Source organism: Ralstonia sp. RRA (genome assembly GCF_037023145.1).
Taxonomy (GTDB): domain Bacteria; phylum Pseudomonadota; class Gammaproteobacteria; order Burkholderiales; family Burkholderiaceae; genus Ralstonia.
The window spans coordinates 1,214,874-1,235,274 of sequence record NZ_CP146092.1; the positions used below are offsets into that span (position 1 = coordinate 1,214,874).

The 20,401-nt window shown below is 64.2% G+C and carries 18 protein-coding genes; 14 read left to right on the forward strand and 4 right to left on the reverse strand.

Going from position 1 to position 20,401, the window contains the following annotated elements:
• Positions 1-9: 9 nt before the first annotated feature.
• The 13 genes from cpaB to V6657_RS23595 all read left to right on the forward strand — a co-directional run bounded on the left by cpaB (position 10) and on the right by V6657_RS23595 (position 16,117).
• Entirely contained in the window at positions 10-936 is a 927-nt protein-coding gene (gene cpaB, locus V6657_RS23535; RefSeq protein WP_048935902.1) for a Flp pilus assembly protein CpaB, read from the forward strand.
• Positions 929-2,296, forward strand: a complete 1,368-nt coding sequence (locus V6657_RS23540; RefSeq protein WP_048935903.1) for a type II and III secretion system protein family protein — start codon at positions 929-931, stop codon at positions 2,294-2,296. Before cpaB ends, V6657_RS23540 begins: the two co-directional genes overlap by 8 nt.
• A gap of 9 nt (positions 2,297-2,305) precedes the next feature.
• On the forward strand, positions 2,306-3,661 hold the full coding sequence (locus V6657_RS23545) for a CpaE family protein (protein ID WP_048935904.1): 1,356 nt from the start codon (positions 2,306-2,308) through the stop codon (positions 3,659-3,661).
• On the forward strand, positions 3,658-5,019 hold the full coding sequence (locus V6657_RS23550; RefSeq protein ID WP_048935905.1) for a CpaF family protein: 1,362 nt from the start codon (positions 3,658-3,660) through the stop codon (positions 5,017-5,019). Before V6657_RS23545 ends, V6657_RS23550 begins: the two co-directional genes overlap by 4 nt.
• Positions 5,012-5,938, forward strand: a complete 927-nt coding sequence (locus V6657_RS23555) for a type II secretion system F family protein (RefSeq protein ID WP_048935906.1) — start codon at positions 5,012-5,014, stop codon at positions 5,936-5,938. Before V6657_RS23550 ends, V6657_RS23555 begins: the two co-directional genes overlap by 8 nt.
• A 14-nt stretch (positions 5,939-5,952) precedes the next feature.
• Positions 5,953-6,942 carry a type II secretion system F family protein gene (locus tag V6657_RS23560; protein ID WP_048935907.1) on the forward strand — a complete coding sequence of 330 codons (990 nt, stop codon included), beginning with the start codon at positions 5,953-5,955 and terminating at the stop codon, positions 6,940-6,942.
• 1 nt (position 6,943) lies between these two features.
• Positions 6,944-7,864 (forward strand): tetratricopeptide repeat protein, encoded by a 921-nt coding sequence (locus V6657_RS23565; RefSeq protein ID WP_048935908.1) that lies wholly within the window; start codon positions 6,944-6,946, stop codon positions 7,862-7,864.
• Positions 7,861-8,193 carry a DUF3613 domain-containing protein gene (locus tag V6657_RS23570; RefSeq protein WP_048935909.1) on the forward strand — a complete coding sequence of 111 codons (333 nt, stop codon included), beginning with the start codon at positions 7,861-7,863 and terminating at the stop codon, positions 8,191-8,193. The genes V6657_RS23565 and V6657_RS23570 overlap by 4 nt, the downstream gene beginning before the upstream one ends.
• Positions 8,194-8,326: 133 nt before the next feature.
• Positions 8,327-9,940: a TadG family pilus assembly protein gene (locus tag V6657_RS23575; protein WP_338755656.1), complete on the forward strand. Its 1,614-nt coding sequence runs from the start codon at positions 8,327-8,329 to the stop codon at positions 9,938-9,940.
• A gap of 15 nt (positions 9,941-9,955) precedes the next feature.
• The gene (locus tag V6657_RS23580; protein ID WP_048935910.1) at positions 9,956-11,362 is read left to right on the forward strand and encodes a sigma-54-dependent transcriptional regulator; all 1,407 of its coding nucleotides are present in this window, start codon (positions 9,956-9,958) and stop codon (positions 11,360-11,362) included.
• A gap of 107 nt (positions 11,363-11,469) precedes the next feature.
• Positions 11,470-12,270 carry a DUF2968 domain-containing protein gene (locus tag V6657_RS23585; RefSeq protein ID WP_048935911.1) on the forward strand — a complete coding sequence of 267 codons (801 nt, stop codon included), beginning with the start codon at positions 11,470-11,472 and terminating at the stop codon, positions 12,268-12,270.
• 148 nt (positions 12,271-12,418) lie between these two features.
• Complete coding sequence (locus V6657_RS23590; protein WP_048935912.1) at positions 12,419-15,658, forward strand: cytochrome P450; 3,240 nt, start codon at positions 12,419-12,421, stop codon at positions 15,656-15,658.
• 168 nt (positions 15,659-15,826) lie between these two features.
• Positions 15,827-16,117, forward strand: coding sequence for a membrane protein (locus V6657_RS23595; protein WP_048935913.1), 291 nt, complete (start codon positions 15,827-15,829; stop codon positions 16,115-16,117).
• A 43-nt stretch (positions 16,118-16,160) separates the two neighbouring features.
• Here V6657_RS23595 and V6657_RS23600 read toward each other — a convergent pair whose 3' ends face one another.
• From V6657_RS23600 to V6657_RS23610, 3 genes are all read right to left on the reverse strand, one after another.
• Complete coding sequence (locus V6657_RS23600; RefSeq protein ID WP_048935914.1) at positions 16,161-17,315, reverse strand: Gfo/Idh/MocA family oxidoreductase; 1,155 nt, start codon at positions 17,313-17,315, stop codon at positions 16,161-16,163.
• A gap of 137 nt (positions 17,316-17,452) precedes the next feature.
• On the reverse strand, positions 17,453-17,797 hold the full coding sequence (locus V6657_RS23605) for an antibiotic biosynthesis monooxygenase (RefSeq protein ID WP_021192566.1): 345 nt from the start codon (positions 17,795-17,797) through the stop codon (positions 17,453-17,455).
• Positions 17,798-17,846: 49 nt separating this feature from the next.
• On the reverse strand, positions 17,847-18,983 hold the full coding sequence (locus V6657_RS23610) for a cytochrome P450 (RefSeq protein WP_048935915.1): 1,137 nt from the start codon (positions 18,981-18,983) through the stop codon (positions 17,847-17,849).
• 108 nt (positions 18,984-19,091) lie between these two features.
• Here V6657_RS23610 and V6657_RS23615 point away from each other — a divergent pair, with 108 nt between their 5' ends.
• Positions 19,092-19,796, forward strand: coding sequence for a winged helix-turn-helix domain-containing protein (locus tag V6657_RS23615; RefSeq protein WP_048935916.1), 705 nt, complete (start codon positions 19,092-19,094; stop codon positions 19,794-19,796).
• Positions 19,797-19,809: 13 nt separating this feature from the next.
• Here V6657_RS23615 and speG read toward each other — a convergent pair whose 3' ends face one another.
• Positions 19,810-20,352 (reverse strand): spermidine N1-acetyltransferase, encoded by a 543-nt coding sequence (speG, locus tag V6657_RS23620; protein ID WP_048935917.1) that lies wholly within the window; start codon positions 20,350-20,352, stop codon positions 19,810-19,812.
• Positions 20,353-20,401: the final 49 nt, after the last annotated feature.

Below are 20,401 nucleotides of genomic sequence, written 5' to 3' on the forward strand. Positions count from 1 at the left end.
GCTGCCTAGATGACCAGCAAACATCTCCAGATCTTCGCCGCCGTGCTGCTGCTGCTTGCGGCCATTCTTGGTGCCGTGGCTTGGAAGAGTGCGCATCGTCCGCCCGCGCCGGTAGCCGTGCAGAAAGACGGCAAGACGGCCTACCCGATTGTTGTCACGGTCAAACCGCTGGAGCCTGGCAAGCCCATTACGGCGGACCAACTGGGCATTGAGCAGTTGCCGATCAATCCGGTCGAGGCATTCTCCGATGTGTCCAAGGTGGTGGGGCGCGAGCCGATTCTCCCGGTTGGCGTGGGCGTGCCGCTGCTTGCCTCCCAACTTGCGTCCGGATTGGCGCAGCAGGTGGGGGCGGGGCAGCGCGCGATTGCGATCACCGTTGATGAGGTGATCGGCGTTGGCAACCGCGTGATGCCTGGTGACTACGTGGACGTGTTCCTCGTGGTGCGCAAGGATGGCCAGGAAATCGAGGACAGCCAGGCGCGGCTGCTGTTGCCGCATCTGCGCGTGCTGGCGTTCGGACCGCTGGCGGTCAATGAGGGGCCGCAGAAGCAGCCGGACGGCAACACCGTCACGCGGAAGGTCGACCAGGCTAGGACAGCCGTGCTGGCGGTGCCCGTGGAAGCCGTCAGTCAACTGGCGATGGCTCATCAGAGCGGCCGCCTGCTGCTTGCCTTGCGCAACCCAGGGGACGATGCCGAACCCACGGTGAAACCGCAGGACGCCGCATTGTTGGCCGCTGCCAATCGCAACCCGATGGACGTGGCGCAGGCTGGCGTCTCGATGTCCAGCCTGACGGGGTCACCGCGCCGCCCTGTCCTGACGCAGCCAACACCGTTGCCCGCAATTGCGGCAGCACGCACGACGGTGCGCAGCAGCACTGCCAGCACCGGTGTGGAGATCATCCGCGCAGGTAAACGTGAGGAGCAACATGACTGATGCCGCCGTGGTTCGCGGTTGGATGGGCGCAGTTGCGTGGGGCTGCGCCGCCTTTGTATCGACAGCATTTGCCGAGACGGCGCCGGCTGGGCAGACACTGCATCTGCTGACCGGTAGTCAACGCGAGGTCCGCCTGGGCAAGCCGCTCGAACGCATTGCGATCGGCAATCCCGAGATTGCGGATGCTCTCTTGCTCAAAGGGCGTGGCGCGGCCAACAGCCTGCTGATCATCGCCAAGAAGCCGGGTGCGGCCAGCGTCATGGTCTGGACGCAAGGCGGCGCCGCCACGACCTACAACGTTCAGGTTGATGCTGCGGTGTCTGAGCCGGGCGACCCCAATGTGACTACGCAGGGCGACACCGCTGTGGTGTCTGGTCAGGCGAAGGATGTGTATGCCTTGGCACGCGCTCGCCGCTCGGCTGCTGCGGCTGGTGGAGGTGAGAAGCCAAAGAACGGCAACGTGATCGACAACACCTCGATGAATGTGCCCGGCACGGTGCAGGTCGACGTGCGTGTGGTGGAGTTCAGCAAGACGGTGCTGAAGGAGTCGGGCCTGAACTTCATGCGCACAAAGGGTGGGTTCTCTTTTGGCACGTTCTCACCGTCATCGCTTACGCAGGCCACGTTTAGTCCGTCGACGGGGCTGACCGCGCAATCGACCATGCCGTTGAGTTCGGCATTCAACCTGCTGGTCGGCTCCGTCAGCAAGGGCATTTTCGCCAACCTGAGCCTGATTGAATCGAACGGCATGGCACGCGTGCTGGCCGAGCCTAGTCTGGTCGCGCTCTCTGGCCAGAGTGCCAACTTCCTGGCTGGTGGTGAGATTCCGATTCCCGTGCCGCAGGCATTGGGCACGACCACCATCGAATACAAGCCATTCGGTATCGGGCTGACGGTGTCGCCCACCATCCTGTCGGAAAACCGCATCGCCCTGAAGGTGGCGCCTGAAGCGAGCGACCTCGATTTCAGCCGGGGCATCACGCTTAACGGTGCGACGGTGCCGGCCATCGTCACACGCCGTGCGGATACCACGGTTGAGCTGGGCGATGGTGAGAGCTTCGTCATCGGCGGCCTGGTCAGCCGCTCGACGCTTTCCAACGTCGACAAGGTGCCGTTCCTGGGCGACGTGCCGATCATCGGGACGTTCTTCAAGCGCCTGAACTACAACCAGGAAGAACGTGAGCTGGTGATCATCGTGACGCCGCATCTGGTCAAGCCGATGGCACGCAACGCGCCCATCGAGAAGATGTTGCCCGGCCAGAGTGGCGGCCAGGATCGTGACACCGCAGGCGGGGCCGTCTGGCGCCCGTTTGCACTGGGGGTGGCGGATCCGGCCACCATGCCCGGCTTCTCGCAGTAAGGGGCTGGCATGGACTACTTCCTTCTGCACGGTGGCGCACGTGGTGGCGTGCAGGGCGATGCGCAGGCGGCGGGCGTGCACCGCTGGTTGGCCGCAGCGATTCGCGAGCTGGGTGTGCTGGTGGCGGAGACCACCGGTCACGACGCGTTCCTGGAGCAGATAGGCTCGGTGAATCCCGAAGTCGTGTTCGTGCGCTTTGCGTCGTCCCCCACGTTGATCGACGTGCCAGACCAGGATCAGAAGCTGGGCGAGGGCGCTGACGACATTGGCGAGGCAACGCAACTGGTTGGCCAGCTCTCGCGGTTGTTTCCGGGGCTGCCGCTGGTGGCTGTCGGCTCGGCAGCCGACGGCCGTGCCATGCTGGCCGCGCTGCGCGCCGGCGTGAAGGATTTCGTTGACGTGGAAGGCGCTCCCGCCGAGGCCGTGCGCGTGGTGCGTCGCCTGCTGGCCGAGCGCGCCTCCACTGAGCCGACGCGTCGTGGCCGCGTGCTGGCCGTGCTCGGCGCACGTCCCGGCGTTGGCGCCACAACGCTTGCCACCAATCTGGCCACGCTGGTGCGCCGCACGTCAGCCAGCGACGTGATGCTGATGGACCTCGGCCAGCCGCTGCGTGACGGTGCGCTGTACCTGAACGTGCAAGCCAACTTCCATTTTGTGGAAGCCGTGCGCAACCTGCGCCGTTTCGACCAGGTGTTTGTACAGACGGCCCTGTCGCGCCATCCGAATGGGCTGGCGGTGCTGCCGCTGCCGATCTCGCTGGCGGAGATGCGCGACATCTCGTTCTCCGAGGCACTCGGGCTGCTGAACCGCTTGCGCACGTTCTTCGATCTGCAGGTGGTTGACCTGGGCGGCTTCGGCAACATCGACTTCATCGCCCAGCTGGTCAAAGCCGCAGACGACGTGATGCTGGTGACCGAGCAGAGCGTGGGCGCGATTGTCTCGGCAGCCGAGTTGATGCAGGAGCTCAAGAAGCGCGAGATTGATCGCGATCATCTGCATCTGACCATCTCGAAGTTCGACTCGCGTCTTTCACTGGACGCAGCGCAGATTGCCGAACGATTGGAGATCCCCTCGGTGCTGACTGTACCGAGCCGCCGTGAGGCGCTGGTCATTGCCTCCAACCAGGGCGCAATGCTGGCGGAAACCCACCCGGCCGACGTCTACGTGAAGGCGCTGGCCCACATTGCGCAGACGCTGGGCTACGCGCAGCAAAGTGAGCGCGCGTCGGGTATGTCGGGCTGGGTAGCCGACGCACGGGCGCGCTTGGGCGGGCGGTTCGGCAAAGGGCGGGACGGGCGCCTCAAACGTAAATCGACAGACCAGGACGAACTGGATCTGGGCACCACTGGACGGAACGCGACATGACACAACCCATCGAGTTTTCCAACCAGGCGGACGCAGGTAACGGCGCGTTTGCTGTCACGCAGGCCTTCCAGGACATCAAGGAAGCAGCGCACGAGCATTTGCTCACGCGCATTGAAGAGCTGGGCGCCGAGTTCGGGCGTTGGTCGCGCACGGCCATCCAACGCTTTGTCGACCTGGAAGTCGAGGGCTTTACGCGCATGCGCCGCATTCCCGTCAACGAGACGGAGGTGCGCCAGATTGCCGAGGCGCTGACGAAGGAACTGGCTGGCTTCGGCCCGATCGAGGATTTGCTGGCCGACCCAGCGGTGGAAGACATCCTCGTCAACGGTCACCTGGATGTGTACGTATCGCGTCATGGCGTGCTGGAACGCATTCCGGTGCGCTTTGCCGATAACAACCACCTGTTGCGTATCGTGCGCCGCATCCTCGCGCCGATTGGCCGCCGGCTGGATGAATCTAACCCGATGGTGGATGCGCGCCTGCCCGACGGTGGCCGTATCAACGTGGTCATTCCGCCGCTTGCGCTGGAAGGGCCAGTGGTGTCGATCCGCAAGTTCCGCAAGGACCCGCTCAAGCCCGAAGATCTGCTGGGCCTGGGCACGATGAATGAAGAGATCGGCGCGCTGATTGAAGCCGCCGTGCGGGCGCGCTGCAACATCTTGGTGAGCGGCGGTACGAGCTCGGGCAAGACCTCGCTGCTCAATGCGATGGCGTATCACATCCCGATTACTGAGCGCGTGATCACCATTGAAGACACGGCGGAACTGTCGCTCAACCACCCGCATGTGGTGCGCCTGGAAAGCCGCCCCGGGGGTTTTGAGGGCACTGGTGTGGTGACGATTCGCGAGCTGCTGCGCAACAGCCTGCGTATGCGCCCGGACCGCATCATCGTGGGTGAAGTGCGCGGTGGCGAAGTGCTGGAAATGCTGCAGGCCATGAGCACGGGCCACGATGGCTCGATGGGCACCATCCACGCCAGCAGCCCGCGCGAATGCCTGTATCGGCTGGAAATGCTGGCGGGCTTCGCCGGTTTCCAGGGCAGTGAGGTGAGCTTGCGCCGTCAGATCACCAACGCCATCGATTTCATCGTGCAGATCGGGCGCTTGTCCAATGGCAAGCGGCGCATCCTGTCGATCACGGAGGTCACGGGGCTGGGGGACAACATCATCTCTACGCAGGAGCTGTATCGCTACGAGCCATATACCGGCCCGGACGGCGAAGAAGTCGATCGTTGGACGGCACTCGGCCTGCAACCGCATTCACCCAAGCTGGCACGCATGCGCAACAGCGGAGCGGAGGGCGGCGGCATGGACGGCGGGATGAGCGGATTCGGCAACGGGGGCCGCTTCCATGTCTAGCATGACGCTCTGGTTTGGCTGCCTGGCACTCCTGCTGATGGGTGCGTCGCTCATGCTGTGGGCGGAGTCCGTGCGCCGACGTGAGCGCGAAGCGTCGCGCAGCTTCGTGCGCGCGCAGACCGAGCAGATCAATGCGCGCTACCAGCCCAATGCGGAGGCGGTGCCCGCCAGCGTGCCCGACTCCATCACTCGGGCCTGGAATGACGCGCTGCGCCGCGCCGACATCGAGCCGGGTCGGCGCTTCTACATACTGTTGATTGTCCCGGCGCTGGTCATCGTACTGATTGCATGGGCCGTGTCGGGCCTGCTGTCTGCGGTGATGGCGCTTGGGTTGTACGTTCTTATTGCTGTCTTTCTCTTCTGGAACCGCACACAGAAGATGAATGAACGCCTGCTGCAGCAACTCCCAGGGTTCCTGGATGGCGTGGTTCGCCTGATGAGCATCGGCAGTGCCGTGCCAGCGGCATTCCAGGCTGCCAGTGGCAATACCGAGCAGCCATTGCGCTCATGCCTGATTGCCATTACGCAGATGCAGCGTGCAGGCAAGGATCTTGATGCGGCGGTATTGGCAGTGGGCCAGCAGTACCGCGTCAATGAGCTGATTCTGCTGTCGTCCGTGCTGCGTTTGTCGCTGCGCTACGGCGGGCGGGCAGACATCGTCATGGAACGCACCGCGGCGTTCATGCGTGACCGCCAGCAGGCTCAGCGCGAGCTATTTGCGCTCTCGGCCGAGACGCGCATGTCTGCATGGATCATCGGGCTGCTGCCGGTCGTGGTTGGGGGCTTGATCACCATGTCCAATGCGGCCTACATCATGTCGATGTGGCGTGATTCCTTCGGCAAGACGTTGATCTTGGCAGCGTTTGCCATGGAAGTGCTTGGCGCAATCATGCTCGCCAGGCTGGCGAAGTCGGTCTAGGGAAAGGGCACGCCATGGATGATGCGCTTATGACCCTCAGCCTCACTGCCGCCGCCGCGGGTGTGTTGGTCTTCGGCGGATTGGCGTTGCGGGCAACGCTCACTCGCCATCGCAGCGCACGCAAGCTGGATACGGCGTTGTCAAACATGCGCACGACGGCGGCCAATCCAACCACAACTTCGACAACACCTGCGGTGCCGCCGGTGGCGAAGGCGAGCCCCCACGGCGCGCGCGAGGCTAAGCAGATTCAGCAGCAGATTGCCAAGGTGGGGCAGCGTTGGATTGACACTGGCTTGGGGCGCCGAATCGTTACCGATGAGGACCGCAAGCTGCTGGAAGAGTGTGGCTACTACGGTGAGCACGCTCGCACCGTGTTTGGTGGTACGCGTATTGTGCTGCCGCCCCTGCTGGCGGTTGTGGGCGTACTGAATGCCTCGTCGCTTCTGTTTTTGTTTGTGTGGGGTTTTGTTGGCTTTGCACTGGGCTATCTGGGGCCCAAGTGGTTGCTGGGGCGCCGCAAGGAAAATCGCCGCCGTCGTGTTGATGACGAACTGCCTGTCATGGTCGACATGCTGCGCTTGCTGCAGGGGGTGGGCCTGTCGATTGATCAGAGCCTGCAGGTCATTGCCAACGAGTTTCAGAGCATGCTGCCTGTGCTGGCCGGGGAGTTTGGCCGGGCTAACCAGCAGTTCGCGTCGGGCCGCCCACGTGAGCAGACGCTGCTGCGTATTGCCAGATTGTTTGACAACGAAGATCTGAAGGGCTTGATCACGCTACTCACCCAGGTTGACCGCTTTGGCGGCGCCGTGCAGGAGCCTCTGCGTCAGTTTGGCGGTCGCCTGCAAGAGAATCGCCGTGCCCGCCTGAAAGAGCAAGTGGGCAAGCTAACCGTAAAGATGACCATGATCATGGTGATCACACTGCTGCCAGCGCTACTGATCATCGCCGCAGGGCCGGGCTTCATGAGCGTGATGCGCAGCCTGCAACAAACCGGAGGGCATTGAGATGACACGAATCCCGAAGGCAGTCCACATACGGTTGGCTGGCTTGTCCATCCTGACGGCGTTAATGGCCGGCTGCGGCTCGATGGCCACCTCTGACATGAGCCTGCGTGCTGATGCCGACATTGAAATGGCACGTCAGCGCCAAAGCCAGGAGAAGGCAGAGATCACCAACCCGGCGACGTATCTGTCATTGATACGCAGGATGCAGGAGCAGGGGCTGTATTACGCGTCGCTGGCGCATATCGATGCTTATCAGCAGCGCTATGGCCGCACGCCGGAGGTGATGCTGTTGCATGCCGATGCGCTGCGCGAGACCGATCAGCTTGTCGCGGCTGATGGCGAATACCGCGCGGTGGTGGGTGCAACCTCCGCCATGGGAGCGGGCACGCAGGGCGCATTGCTCAATGCCTGCGCCTGGCGCGGGCTGGGCATCACTGCTGGCCGCCAGGGCAACTTTGTTGAGGCTGCGCGCCGACTGCAGGTGGCGGCTCAAGCCAACCCAACCGACCCCAGCACCGCAAGCGACTACGGCTACGCCCTGATGCGCGCCGGCGAGGTCGAGCAAGCCCGTGTGCCCCTGATGCAAGCGCAACAGATGGCTGCCGGCAGCCCGAAGATTTCCGGAAACCTCGTGATCTGGCTGACCGTGAATGACCGCAAAGACGATGCCGCATCGCTGGCCTCGCATGCGCAATTGACACCGTCGGCGCGCAAAGCCATCGACGACGACGTGGCGCGTGTACGTAGCGCTTGGCGCGATCGCCGCATCGCTCGTGAAGCTGCACCCGTGGCCCCGCGTGCTGTGGCGGCGGCTCCGTCGACGGGGGCGCCCACCGCGGGTGCCAATGCTGTTCGCACTTCGGTCGGCCCGTTGGCGTTACAACGCGGCCGCCTGCTCGATACCTTGGAGGCGGCGCAATGATCGATCGCATTGTTATGGCTGCCGGTTTGACGGCATGGTTGGCGTGTGGCATGGCTGCCGCCCAGGGTTTCTCTGGGGCAGACGCACAGAGTGCTGCATTAACGGCTCCCAAGGTCGGAACCAACGTCAATGAGGCCACGCGCGCGTTACTTAAAGCCCAGCGCGATGGGACGTATGCGGGCGAATTGGTGCCGTTGCGAGGTGAGCAGGCCGCGCTGGCGTACCAGCGCTACCTCAATTCATTCAACCAGCCGATGCCAAGCCTGGCCGCGCAGAGCACCGGTGGGCGTGCTTCTACCCAGAGCGCGGCACAGCCGTCGACGCGTTGAGCTGCAATCAGTCCCCGACGTGATGCGATCCGCCACCCGCCTTCGTCAAACCGCCACTCCATTGCGCCGCATGCGCGGTGCCGTGAGCGTGATGACGGCCATCTTTGTTGCCACCGTTGGCTTGGCGGTGCTGGTGTCGATCGACATTGGCAATCTGTTCTATACGCAGCGCGCGCTGCAGCGTTCCGCTGATCTTGCGGCAATGGCAGCGGTGCAGCGGCTGGATTTGTCCAATGCAGCGCAACAATCGGTGTTGCAGAACGGTCTGACCGTCGACGGCACCAACGTCACGCTGACGGTCGTGCCGGGGGTGTGGGATGCCAGCGCCGGTACGGCACCGACGTATTTCGCCGCGCAAGCCGCCGTGGACGGCAACACCAATGCAGCACAAGTGACGATCACCAAGAAGGTGCCGTACTTCTTCCTCGTCGGAAATCGGCAGTTGCAGGCCTCGGCAATCGCAAAGAACACGTCCATCGTGTCGTTCTCACTCGGCTCTGGGCTGGCGTCCGTCAACAATGGATTGCTGAACCAGTTGCTCGGGTATTTGCTGCACACCAACCTCAATATCGACGCCGTCTCGTATCAGGGGCTGGCGACCACCAACATCCGGCTGGGGGATCTCGCCGTGGCGCTCGGCGCGGGGTCCATGCAGCAGTTGCTGGCGCTGTCGCCCAATCTGGGGACGTTCTTCAATGCGGTCATCTCCGTTGCGTCGCAATCGGGGCTAGCCGGCGTATCTGTGGGCGGATCTGGCGCCAGTAACGCGCTGTCGTTTGGCAACGACTTGAATTTGCCCATCAACATTGGCGATGGCGGCGCCAGTTCTCCTGGGCTGCTCTCGGTGCTTGCGCTTGCTGGCAACGAGCAGGCTGCACTCGATGCCACGGTCAATGTGCTGGACTTGCTGACAACCGCTGCGCAGATTGCCAACAGCAAATCGGCGGTGAACGTGGCGCCCGTCACGTTGAACCTTCTCAACCTGGGGGCTGTGACGCTGTCGCTGAAAATCATCGAGCCCCCGGTTATTGCTGTTGGGCCACCGGGGCAATTCCTCTCGGGGCCAAACGCGGGGCAGTGGAAGACGCAGGCGCGCACGGCCCAAGTGCGGTTGGGGTTGGACGTGAACGCCAATCTGCTCCTCGCAGGCCTTGATTTGCCGATCGGTCTACAGGTGGCGGGTGCACAGGCACATGCAAAATCGACCAGTTGTACAGTCCCTCGCAAGAATTCGACTGCCACCATCTCAGCCCAACCTCAGCCTGTGTCGTTATGCATCGCAGCGGGCGCGGCTACCGCAGTGAATGGCGCAATGAACTGCGCAGCAGCATCGCCTGCGCCTTTGGTGGACTTGGGCCTTTTGGGAGCAGTAACTATCAAAGCCAACGTATCGCCCACCGCCAATTCCAACTGGAGCGACGAAACCATTGCCGCATCCCAGATCGGATTGAATCCTCAAACGGATACGAGCGGTAACTCTCCACCGCGCGTCGCGACGCAATCTGTCTTCGGCTCTATCTTGAACAGCAATCTGAATCAACTTCAGTTGAACGCCACACTCCCGCTTGTGGGAACCATTCCGCTGGGGGATGCCGGCAAGCTCGTCCTTGCGCCCGTGTTGGCCTTTGTCGGGTTGACCCTCGACACTGTTCTCACTCCTTTGCTCGAAGTCCTCGGCATCCAACTCGGCTACGCCGACATCAAACTCCTTTCGCTCGACTGCGATTCCGTCGAGCTGGTTTTCTGACATGGAAGCGACGACATGAAAACCGATCGCTGGGCGTACGAAACGCTTGATATCTTTGTCTGGGAAGGTCGTTACGACATTGCCGATCGTGTGGCGCGCTTCATGGCGCCGTTTGGTGCGGAGGTGATCCGCGCAGGCGGTATCGACTTCCAGCCGGCTGAGCCGCGCGCCAAGCCTAGCATCGCCATCATCAGCGCGTCGGTGGTGGAAAGCGGCGGCTTTACCGTGCTGGATTGGCAAGCCGCGCAGGGCATGCCGGTGATCTGGGTGGCGGCGGATACGCAGCACGATTCGAGCCGCTTCCCACCCGAATACACCTACGTACTTGGGCCGGATTTTGGCGCCACCGAGCTGCGCGCACAGATCAGCAAGGTCTTGCCGTCGATGTCGTCGGCGCAGGATCAGGCGCCCGACCAGAGCGATCTCGTGGCGGCATCGCCGGCCATGCACGGGCTGCTGGAGCAGGTCGACACTTTTGCCGACTGCGACAGCAACGTCATGCTCTACGGTGAGACCGGCGCCGGCAAGGAGCGCATCGCCCGCCTGCTGCACGACAAGAACCGTATGTATGGCAAGGGCCCGTTCGTGGCGGTCAATTGCGGCGCCATTCCCGATGGACTGTTCGAATCGCAGTTCTTTGGCCACGCCAAGGGCGCATTCACGGGGGCCATGTATGCGCACCGTGGGTATTTCGAGCAGGCCAACGGCGGCACGCTGTTCCTCGATGAACTGGGCGACCTGCCGCTGTATCAGCAGGTGAAGCTGCTGCGTGTGCTGGAAGACAGCGAATGCACGCGGCTAGGCTCGACCGTGCCCGTCAAGCTGGATTTCCGCCTGGTGGCGGCCACCAACAAGAATCTGCGGGAGATGGTTGCCAGGGGCCAGTTCCGGGCAGACCTGTACTTCCGTCTGGCCGTGATCGAGTTGCGGATCCCCAGCCTGGAGCAGCGCGGCGCAGACGACAAGGTGGCTCTGTTGCTGTCTTTCCTGCGGCATTTGCTGGGCGAAAAGACCTACGAGAGCATGCCACCGGTGCCGGAGTGGGTGAGGGCATCGGTCGGCCGTGCGTACTTTGCCGGCAATGTGCGTGAGTTGCGCAACCTGGCTGAACGTCTCGGTATCACCCTGCGCCAGTTCGGTCGCTGGGACGAGGCTCGCATCCTGCCCTTGTTTGCCGGCCTCCAGCGCGATGCCTTCGAGCGCGAGACCAACGGCGGCAACGGTGGCAATGGCGGCAACAGCCATGACCGCGGCAGTGGCAGCGATGAGGAACGCCGCCGCATCCTGGCCGCGCTGGACGCCAACAACTGGCGCCGCCAGGACACCGCCGCCACCCTGGGCATCAGCCGCAAGGTGTTGTGGGAAAAGATGCGGAAATACCAGATCGCCGACGGCGAAGCCGAGTTGCGTGAGATGGAGTGACGCCATACAACACCCTCCCACCCGACGGGCCCCCCGGCGTGCCACTCGGGCGGCGGATCGCGTATAGTTTTCGGCTGCAACACCTGCGCAGAATCCACAGGGTCGAGATGACAACAACAAAACAGTCAGGGAAAGCGTCGCAACAGGCGTTTCAGAGGGGATTGGCCATCGCGGCCGCGGTGGCAGTCATGGCGGGCGGTACCGCCTGCACATCTGCCGTGGCGCAGAGCCCGGCTGTAGCACCCACCGCCATCGCACCGATTGCCGCAGCCGCGCCGGTGCCGGCACTGACCGCCACCGTTGGCCAGACCACCGCAACGGCTGCCACCAGCACGCCTGCAGCCAGCAACAGCATCGCCCGTGCCGAGAGCCCAGTCAGCAATGGGGCTGGCAACAGCACCGTGCTGGATCTGCAGCGTCGCATGCAGGCCCACGAATTGTCGGAGCTGCGCACGACCTACAACGGCGCCTACGGCGCCAGCCTGCTGTTTGCCCAGAGCGACCTGACGTATTACGTGACGCTGTTCCAGCAGAAGGACCTCTGGCGCGTCATCAAGACCACCAACGAGGCGGCTGCAGAGCGCCTCTACAGCGATTTCGCCAAGCAAACGCGCACGATGGCCGATCTGGAGCTGCAGCGCATTCGCCTGGAAGCCCAGAAGGAGCGCTCCGAGCGCCAGATTGCAGCGCAGGAAGAAAAGCTGCGCGGCCTGAAGACTGACCTGGACATCCAGCGCCAACAGCAGGCCCAGGCGCAAGAGCGCCAGAAGGTTGCCCGCTCCGAAGCCGATACGCTGGATGTGGAGCGCCGCGCCGCCCGCGCCCGCGTGGACGAACTGCAGCGCCAGATCCGCGCGCTGGAAGCGCAGGTCAACGCGCCGTTCAACGCGTCGCAGCGCAATCGCTGATCGCCACATCGCAGTACCCCAGATCGGGCGGCCCACGGGTCGCCCGATGCACTTTTAGGGGGCGGCATTCAAACACGGCAATGGCGTTTGATACTGCACCGGGCGGCGCGTACATTGGCAGACAACCCATTTTCGCAGTCGACCGCGCATGCGTTCTGCCTCTGAGTTGCCCGCCAACGCCTCCTCCGCAGCGGCGGAGCCCATCCCGCAGCCCAAGGGCCTGCCGTGGCTGGGCAACCTGCTTCAACTACCCAGAGACCGCGTAGCCCAGACGTTTCTAGAGATCAGTCGGCAGTTTCCCCAAGGTCTGTACCAGCTCGACTTTGTCGGCCGCTGCGTCCCATTCGTCTATTCCGCCGACTTGGTGGCCGAGCTGTGCGATGAAACCCGCTTTCGCAAGCTGATCGGCCCACCGCTGTCCTTCCTGCGGGCAGGCGCAGGCGACGGCCTCTTCACCGCGCATCAGAACGAGCCCAACTGGGGCAAGGCCCACCGGATCCTGTTACCGGCCTTCAGCCAGCGCGCCATGAAGGGCTACTTCGACGTGATGCTCGAAGTGGCCAACGCCCTGGCCGACAAATGGACGCGGCAAGGCCCCGACGCCGACATCTCCGTTGCCGACGACATGACGCGGCTTACGCTCGACACCATTTCGCTGGCCGGCTTCGGATACCGCTTTGATTCGTTCAAGACGCCCGCGCTGCATCCATTCCTGGAAGCCATGGCGGGCGTGCTGTCCGAGGCGATGGGCAAGCTCACACGCTTGCCGTTCAAAGACCGGTTCATGCATGAGCACCATCGCCGCTTCGAGCGGGATGTGGCCGCCATGCACCAGCTGGTGGACGAGGTGATCCGCAAGCGCCGCCACGCGCAGGATGGCGGCACGGGGGCGAGCGATCTGCTGGGGTTGATGCTCAATGCGCGCGATCCGGTGACGGATCTGCCGCTGGACGACACCAACATCCGCTTCCAGGTGATCACCTTCCTGATTGCCGGGCACGAGACCACCAGCGGGCTGCTGACGTTCGCGCTGTACATGCTGCTGCGCCACCCAGCTGTGCTTGCGCAGGGGTATGCCGAGGTCGATCGCGTACTCCCGGGCGACACCGTGCCGCAGTACGCGCACCTGGCGCAGCTCGACGTGATCGAGCGCGTGCTGAAGGAAACGCTGCGCCTGTGGCCCACGGCCCCCAGCTTTGGCGTAGCGCCGTACGAAGATACGCGCATCGGTGGCCGCTACGCCATCCGCAAGGATCAGCGCGTGGTGACGCTACTGATGGCCTTGCACCGCGACCCCGCGGTGTGGGATCGCCCTGAAGTGTTCGACATCGACCGCTTCCTGCCCGAGAACGAAGCCCGCATCCACCCACACGCCTACAAGCCCTTCGGCAACGGCGAGCGCGCGTGTATCGGCCGTCAGTTCGCGCTGACCGAAGCCAAGCTGGCGTTGGCCGTGATTCTGCAGCGTTTTGCGCTGTCAGATCCGCACGACTATGCGTTCCACATCAAGGAGACGCTGACGCTCAAACCGGACGGTTTCCGCCTGCGTGCGCGGCTGCGCAATGCGCGCGAGCGGCTGCTGGTTTCGGTGCCGTCGCAAGCCAATGCGGCGGCGGATGCCGATACACAAACCACGCTGGCCGGCGGCGGGGAACCGATGCACGTGCTGTATGGCGGCAGCCTCGGTACCTGCCAGGACATTGCCGAACAGATTGCCGCCACCGCATCGCGTGCAGGCTTTGATGCCAAGGTGGCGGCGCTGGATGCCATTGCCGATGCGTTGCCGCAGCAGGGCACGCTCGTCGTCGTGGCGGCGACTTACAACGGCCGTGCGCCGGACAGCGCTCGCACGCTGGAAGGGCGCCTCGATTCTGCCGATGCGCTGGTCCGGCAGGCACCTGGCTTGCGCTATGCCGTGCTGGGTTGCGGTAACTCGCAGTGGCCGGCGTTCCAGGCGTTTCCAAAGCGGGTGGACGCCATGCTGGCCGCCGCGGGTGCGCAGGCCATCGTGCCGCGCGGTGAGGCCGACGGCAATGGCGGTTTCGATACGGCCGTCGATGCCTGGACGCGCAGTCTGTGGGCGGCCCTCGGCGCGCGGCAGGTGCAGGCCGACGTTGCCGCTGTCAGCGTGCAATACCTGGCGCCGGATGCCGTGCGTGCCACCGTGTTGCCGGCTGCCGCACGCAGCATGACGGTGCTCGCCAATGAGGAACTCGTCCGCGATCCCACTGGCCTGTGGGATTTCACCCGTGAGGCGCCGCGTGGCCCGACGCGTCATCTGACCGTGCGGCTGCCCGAAGGCGTGACCTATGCCACCGGCGATCACCTCGCCGTCTATCCACGCAATGCTGATGATCGTGTTGAGGCGGCCATCGCCCGGCTCGGCCTGGAAGGCGAGGCGCTTGTCACGCTGACGGCGCAGCACGCCCATGTGCGGCACTTGCCGCTCAACCAGCCAGTGACCGTGCGCCAACTGCTGCGCGACTTTGTCGAGCTGCAGGACACGGCCACCGCGCGTGACATCACCGCATTGCATGCGACAACGCGCTGCCCGTTCACGCGCAGCCAGCTTGCCGTGTGGATCGACGGGGAGGCGGCAGCGCAGCGTTTCGATCAGGACATCCAGGCTGCGCACCTGAGCGTGCTCGACCTGCTGATCCGCTTTCCGGCCATCGATCTGACGCTGGAGGGCTTTCTCGCGCGTCTTGGGGCGATGCGGCCGCGCTTCTATTCGATCGCCTCTTCGGCGCGCGTCTCGCCGGATGTAGCAGCGCTGACGGTGGGCACGGTGTCGGGGCCGGCATGGTCGGGCGTCGGCACGTATCGCGGTACGGCGTCGAACTACCTGATGCAGTTGCAGGCCGGCGCGGAGATCGCTGCCACCGTGCGGACCCCCAATCCGCTGTTCGCGCCCGATGTGGATGCCTGCAAGCCGATGGTGCTGATCTGCGCCGGCACGGGCATCGCGCCGTTCCGGGGTTTTCTGGAGGAGCGAGCTGCACAGCAGGCGGCAGGCGAGGCCGTTGCGACATCGCTGCTGTGTTTTGGCTGCCGGCATCCCGAGCACGATTTCCTCTACCGCGATGCCCTACGCGCCTGGGAAGACGCTGGCGTGGTGCAGGTCTTGCCTGCGTACTCATGCGTAGACAGCCACCCGCATCGCTTCGTACAGCACGCGCTGTGGGATGCACGCGAGGCCGTCTGGGCTGCATTCGACGCCGGCGCCACGCTGTACGTTTGCGGTGACGGCCGCGCCATGGCGCCAGCCGTGCGCGACACGCTCATCCGCCTGCACCAGGCACGCTACGGCAGTGATCTGGCCACCGCATCGGACTGGCTGACCGAGCAGATGCAGTCCGGACGTTACCGGCAGGACGTCTTCAACTGAGTTGCCGAGGCCGTTCCCAGAAGGCTGCGCTGCCGCACCGCCTTCCCCGCCCGGGCAGAGGCGGGCGCGCCGCATGTTACGATTTGCGTTTGAAGCACCGCATTTTTTGAGCTTGGCGACGCACAGTCTGACGCGTCCGGCGCGGGGCTTCTGCGAGGAGAAATGACAATGCGACGCCGAATCAAAGCGTCCTGGATGGCGATCCTGGTAATCACCCTGTTGGGTCTTGGGTACTTGTGGATGTACCGATTCGAGCCGCTGCTCTCCGGCGAGGCCGGAAGCGATGTGTTCGTGTGGGACCGCTGGACCCACCGCGTCTGTGCGCTGACTGACAGCGGCGCAGCCACCGAATGGCGCTGCGACAACGCCATGGAAACCGACAGCGGCGGCAACACCAACAACTCCGACGTTTCCACCCGCCTGCGCATGCGTGACGCTGTGCAGCGCATCAAGCTGTAATACCCTGCGCCCGCAGTTCGTTGCGGGCGCTGTTCCTTCCGCTTCAACCCACGCTTGGCTCCGCCGCATCCACCAGTTCCGGTGCCGACACGGCCGGTAGCTTGCGCACCTGTGCAGCCTCCATGCGGCCGTGGCGATGAAACGGCCCCAGGCTTTGCGGTTGCCCTGATTCCAACGCACGCTCGATGGCGGCCAGGATGCGCACGTCGGCCAGGCCTTCCTCACCATTCGGTTCCGGCTCCAGGTCGTTCAGGATGCAGTCGGAGAAGTACTGCAGCTCGCCGCCAAACTGGTTGGTGGCCTCGAATGCGCGTTCCTGCGTGTGGCCGTTCAGCGTGAGGCGGTGCCGCAAGCCTGATCCAAACGTAAAACCCGGTGAGACCTCCAGGTCGCCCTTGGTGCCGAGAATGCGGTATTGGTCCACCCACGTTGCGCTGTAGCTGACGGTGAATTGCGCGACGCGGTGGTCGGCAAAGCGCAGCGTCACGGCCACCGTGTCGTCAAAGTTGAAGGTCAGGTCCGGATCACGCACGCCAACGGCGGCCACTTCCACCGGCTCTTCACCAAACAGATTGCGGACAGCGTTAATCGGGTACACCCCCATGTCGGATACCGGCCCCGCCCAGTAACCGTGGCTGGCGCGGTGATTGGACGGCGCAACCGACTGGCTGAACACCGCCGAGAACGCTCGGATGCGCCCCAGCTTGCCTGCACGCACCAGTTCAATGGCGGCCAGCGTGGCCGGCTCGAAATGCAGCCGGTACGCGATCATTAGCTTGGCGTTGCCGAGGCGGGCCGCTTCGATCATGGCTTCGCAGTCGGCCTCACTGGTGGCCATGGGTTTTTCCAGAAGAACATGGATGCCGCGTTGCAGCGCGGGCAGCGCGTACTGCCGGTGCATGTCGTTGGGCAGAGCCAGGTAGATGGCGTCGATCTCTCCGCCGGTCAGCAGGTGCTCATAGTCGGCATAGTCGCAGACGTGCTCGATGCCGTAGCGCCTGGCCAATGCGTTGGCCTTGGTGGCGTCGCCCGTTACCAGTGCGGTGACAACGGAGTTGCCGCTATGCGCCACGCCCGGGAGGAAGGCGGCCTGGGAGATCCAACCGGCCCCCACCACGGCATAGCGCACTGGCCGTTGCATGGTGCGGGCGGGTGTGGCCTGCAGAGCAGGTTCTGCCTCGTGAAAAGCGGTAGTCATGACAACTCCTTTGCAATCGTTGCGCACGGATGTGACGCGGGATGGTGCGATGCGTCATTCCGTGCCGGCTCCGCAACCAAGTAGCAAAGGAGATGCCCACGGACGCCCGAGGGCGCCACACAGGGCTGGGCGGCAGGTCAGGCGTGTTCGGTGCGGCTGTCGGCAGGAGCCTGTTCGCGCTCGTTCAGGCCGTAGTCGCGCACGACGTGGGCGATGCGCAGGCGGTAGTCGGCAAACGCGCTTTCGCGGCCGACATGCTGCGCGCTGCGGTGCTGCTCCAGGTTTCGCCAGGCCTTGATGGCCTCTTCATCGCGAAAGAACGACAGCGAGAGCAACTTGTCGGGGTTGGTGAGGCTCTGAAAGCGTTCGACTGAGATGAAGCCGTCGATCTGCTCAAGCAACGGTTTCAGGCGCGCGGCGATGTTGAGGTAGGTATCGCGCTGGCCCGGGGCGGGTACGACTTCAAAGATGACGGCGATCATGGTGGGGCTCCTGTGGAGAGTCGAATCGTTGCGTTGTCGAAACGTCAGATCAGGCTTGGAAGACGGGGATGCGTGCGTTGGGCGATGGCCGGTACGTGATCTCGCCCAGGTTGGCGAGCCATCGCGCAATGCCGGGCAGGCGCAACAGATGCTGCACGGTTTCGCGCGCAATCACCACCGCCAGGGTTTCGGCCGGGCAACGGTGTGCGCCGCCGCCGAAGGTCCAAAGGCGCGGCTGGGCACGATCCATGTCAAAGCGCAATGGATTGGGGTTGGCTGCGGCATCCACGTTGGCGGCGGCCAGCAGTACGAGGATGCGATCACCTGCGCGCATCGGTTGTCCAAGCAATTCGGTGTCCTGTGCGACAAAGCGGCGGGTGTTCTGCACCGGCGCGTCCAGGCGCAGGACTTCTCGCACGAAGGGTTCAATCGCCTCCGGTGCGGCATGCAGGCGTTCGACCAACTCCGGATGCCGGGCCAGCGTGACGATGCTGTTGCCGAGCAGCCCGGCGCACGCATCATAGGTTTGCGCGAGCAGGGCGGCAAGGTTGCTGATGTCGGCATCGTTTTCGCTGGTGGCGAACGGCGAGTCGGCAAAGCGCTGCTGCAGGCGGCCAACGGCAGCGTCTGCACGTTCGACGGTCGAGGCGTTGGCGTTGGGGCCGAGCGCTGCAAGATAGGCGGTGATGTCGCTCTGGCAGGCGTGTGTGTCGGCTTGATCGGCCAGCAGCGTTTGCGCGATGGCGGCCAGCGGCACGCGGAAATGAGCGTCGGTGCTCAGCGCGGCGTCCAGGGCGGTTGCGTCGGGCAGGGCGGCATGCGCTTGTTGATGCGCGCGGTGGGCCAGCGCGGCCACATCCAATCGGCCCAGCGCAGCCATCACCGTGGCTTTGCGTGCAGCGTGGTCCGGCCCGTCGATTTGCCGGACGAGGCGGCCGAAGAACGTGCCTGTTGGCGAGGCGGCTACCGCTTTGGGGACGGGCTCCTCTGCGGGGCGGACACGGCAGGCGGTGCAGCCCAGTACGGCGTCCACCGCATCGGCGCTGGCGGCTATCCACCAGCCGAGCGCGGCATCGAAGAAGAACGGCCGCGTGGCGGCAAGCTCGGCGTAATACGGCGCGGGGTCGGCATGCACGATGCCCTGCAGTGGATCGGCGGGTGGGGCGAGGGTGAGGGTGGTGTCCATGGCAGCGGTCGGCCTGATAGAGGGGGCGGGGGCGGGAGTAAGATGGCCCCTATTGTCTGGATTGGCCCCGCGCCTGTCACGCACCAACAGTTTGGTCTGCATCGAACCATGACCGCATCTTCCCCAGCGACACAACCTGATATCGGCCGGGTGGCCGCCACCATTGGCGATCCGACGCGCATCCGCATGCTGCTGCTGTTGATGGAAGGCCGCTCGCTCACCGCCAAGGAGCTGGCCTACGGCGCCGGCGTGGAGCCCGCCACCGCCAGTGCGCACCTGCGCCGGTTGGAGGCGGATGCGCTGATCACGTCGCTGGCCAGTGGGCGCTACAAGTACTTCGGGCTGCGCTCGCCGGCGGTGGCGGAGATGATCGAATCGCTGCTGGTGGTTGCGCCGGAAAAGCCCGCAGACCCAAGGCGTTCGACCGTGCCTGAAAACCTGCGCGCGGCACGGCTGTGCTACGACCATCTGGCCGGGCAGCTTGGTACGGAGGTATCAGAGAAGTTGCTGGCGCGCGGCTGGCTCGAACAGCTTGATGAAACGCACGCTGCCTACGACGTTACGTCCGAAGGCGAGCGTGCCTTCACAGCCATTGGTGTTGACGTGACTGCATTGCGCAGCGGGCGCCGCCGCTTTGCTTACGGCTGCATGGATTGGAGCGAGCGCCGCCCACATCTGGCCGGTGCGCTTGGGGCGGCCGTGGCGGAGCGTTGCATTGCGCTGGGCTGGCTTGCGCGGCAGAAGCACTCCCGCGCGTTGCAAATGACCGAACTCGGGCAGCGTGAATTACACGCGTGGCTGCGCACGGCGTAGCCACCCGCCTTCGTTAGTTGGCGCCGCGAACCGCGCTCACGTAGTCACGCTGGAACACGCACATCCGCAAGGCGTTGTGATATGCGCCGTTGCTGAAGAACTCTTTGATCAGTTCACCTTCACGCTGAAAGCCGCATTTCTCGTACACGTGAATGGCGCGCTCGTTTTCCACGTCGACGACCAGATACAGCTTGTGCAGATTCAGCACCATGAAGGCGTAGTCGACCGCCAGCCGTGTCGCGGTTGAGGCGTAGCCATGCCCTTGCCAGCCGGGCGCGATGATGATCTGGAACTCACCACGGCGGTGGATGTAGTTGAGCTCCATCAGCTCGACCAGGCCAACGGCTTCACCGGCATCGTTCTCGCAGATGAAGCGGCGTTCGCGCTGGTCGTGCACGTGGCGGTCGTAGAGTTGCGAGAGCTCGGTAAAAGTCTCGTACGGTTCTTCGAACCAGTAGCGCATGATCTTCGCGTCGTTGTTCAGTTCGTGCACGAAGCGCAGGTCATTGCGCTCCAATGGGCGCAGGGAAAGGTCGCGGGCTTTTTCAATCACCATGATGTTGTCCTTGTTGTGTTGAGGGCGCTCGACATCGCGTCGACGTCCC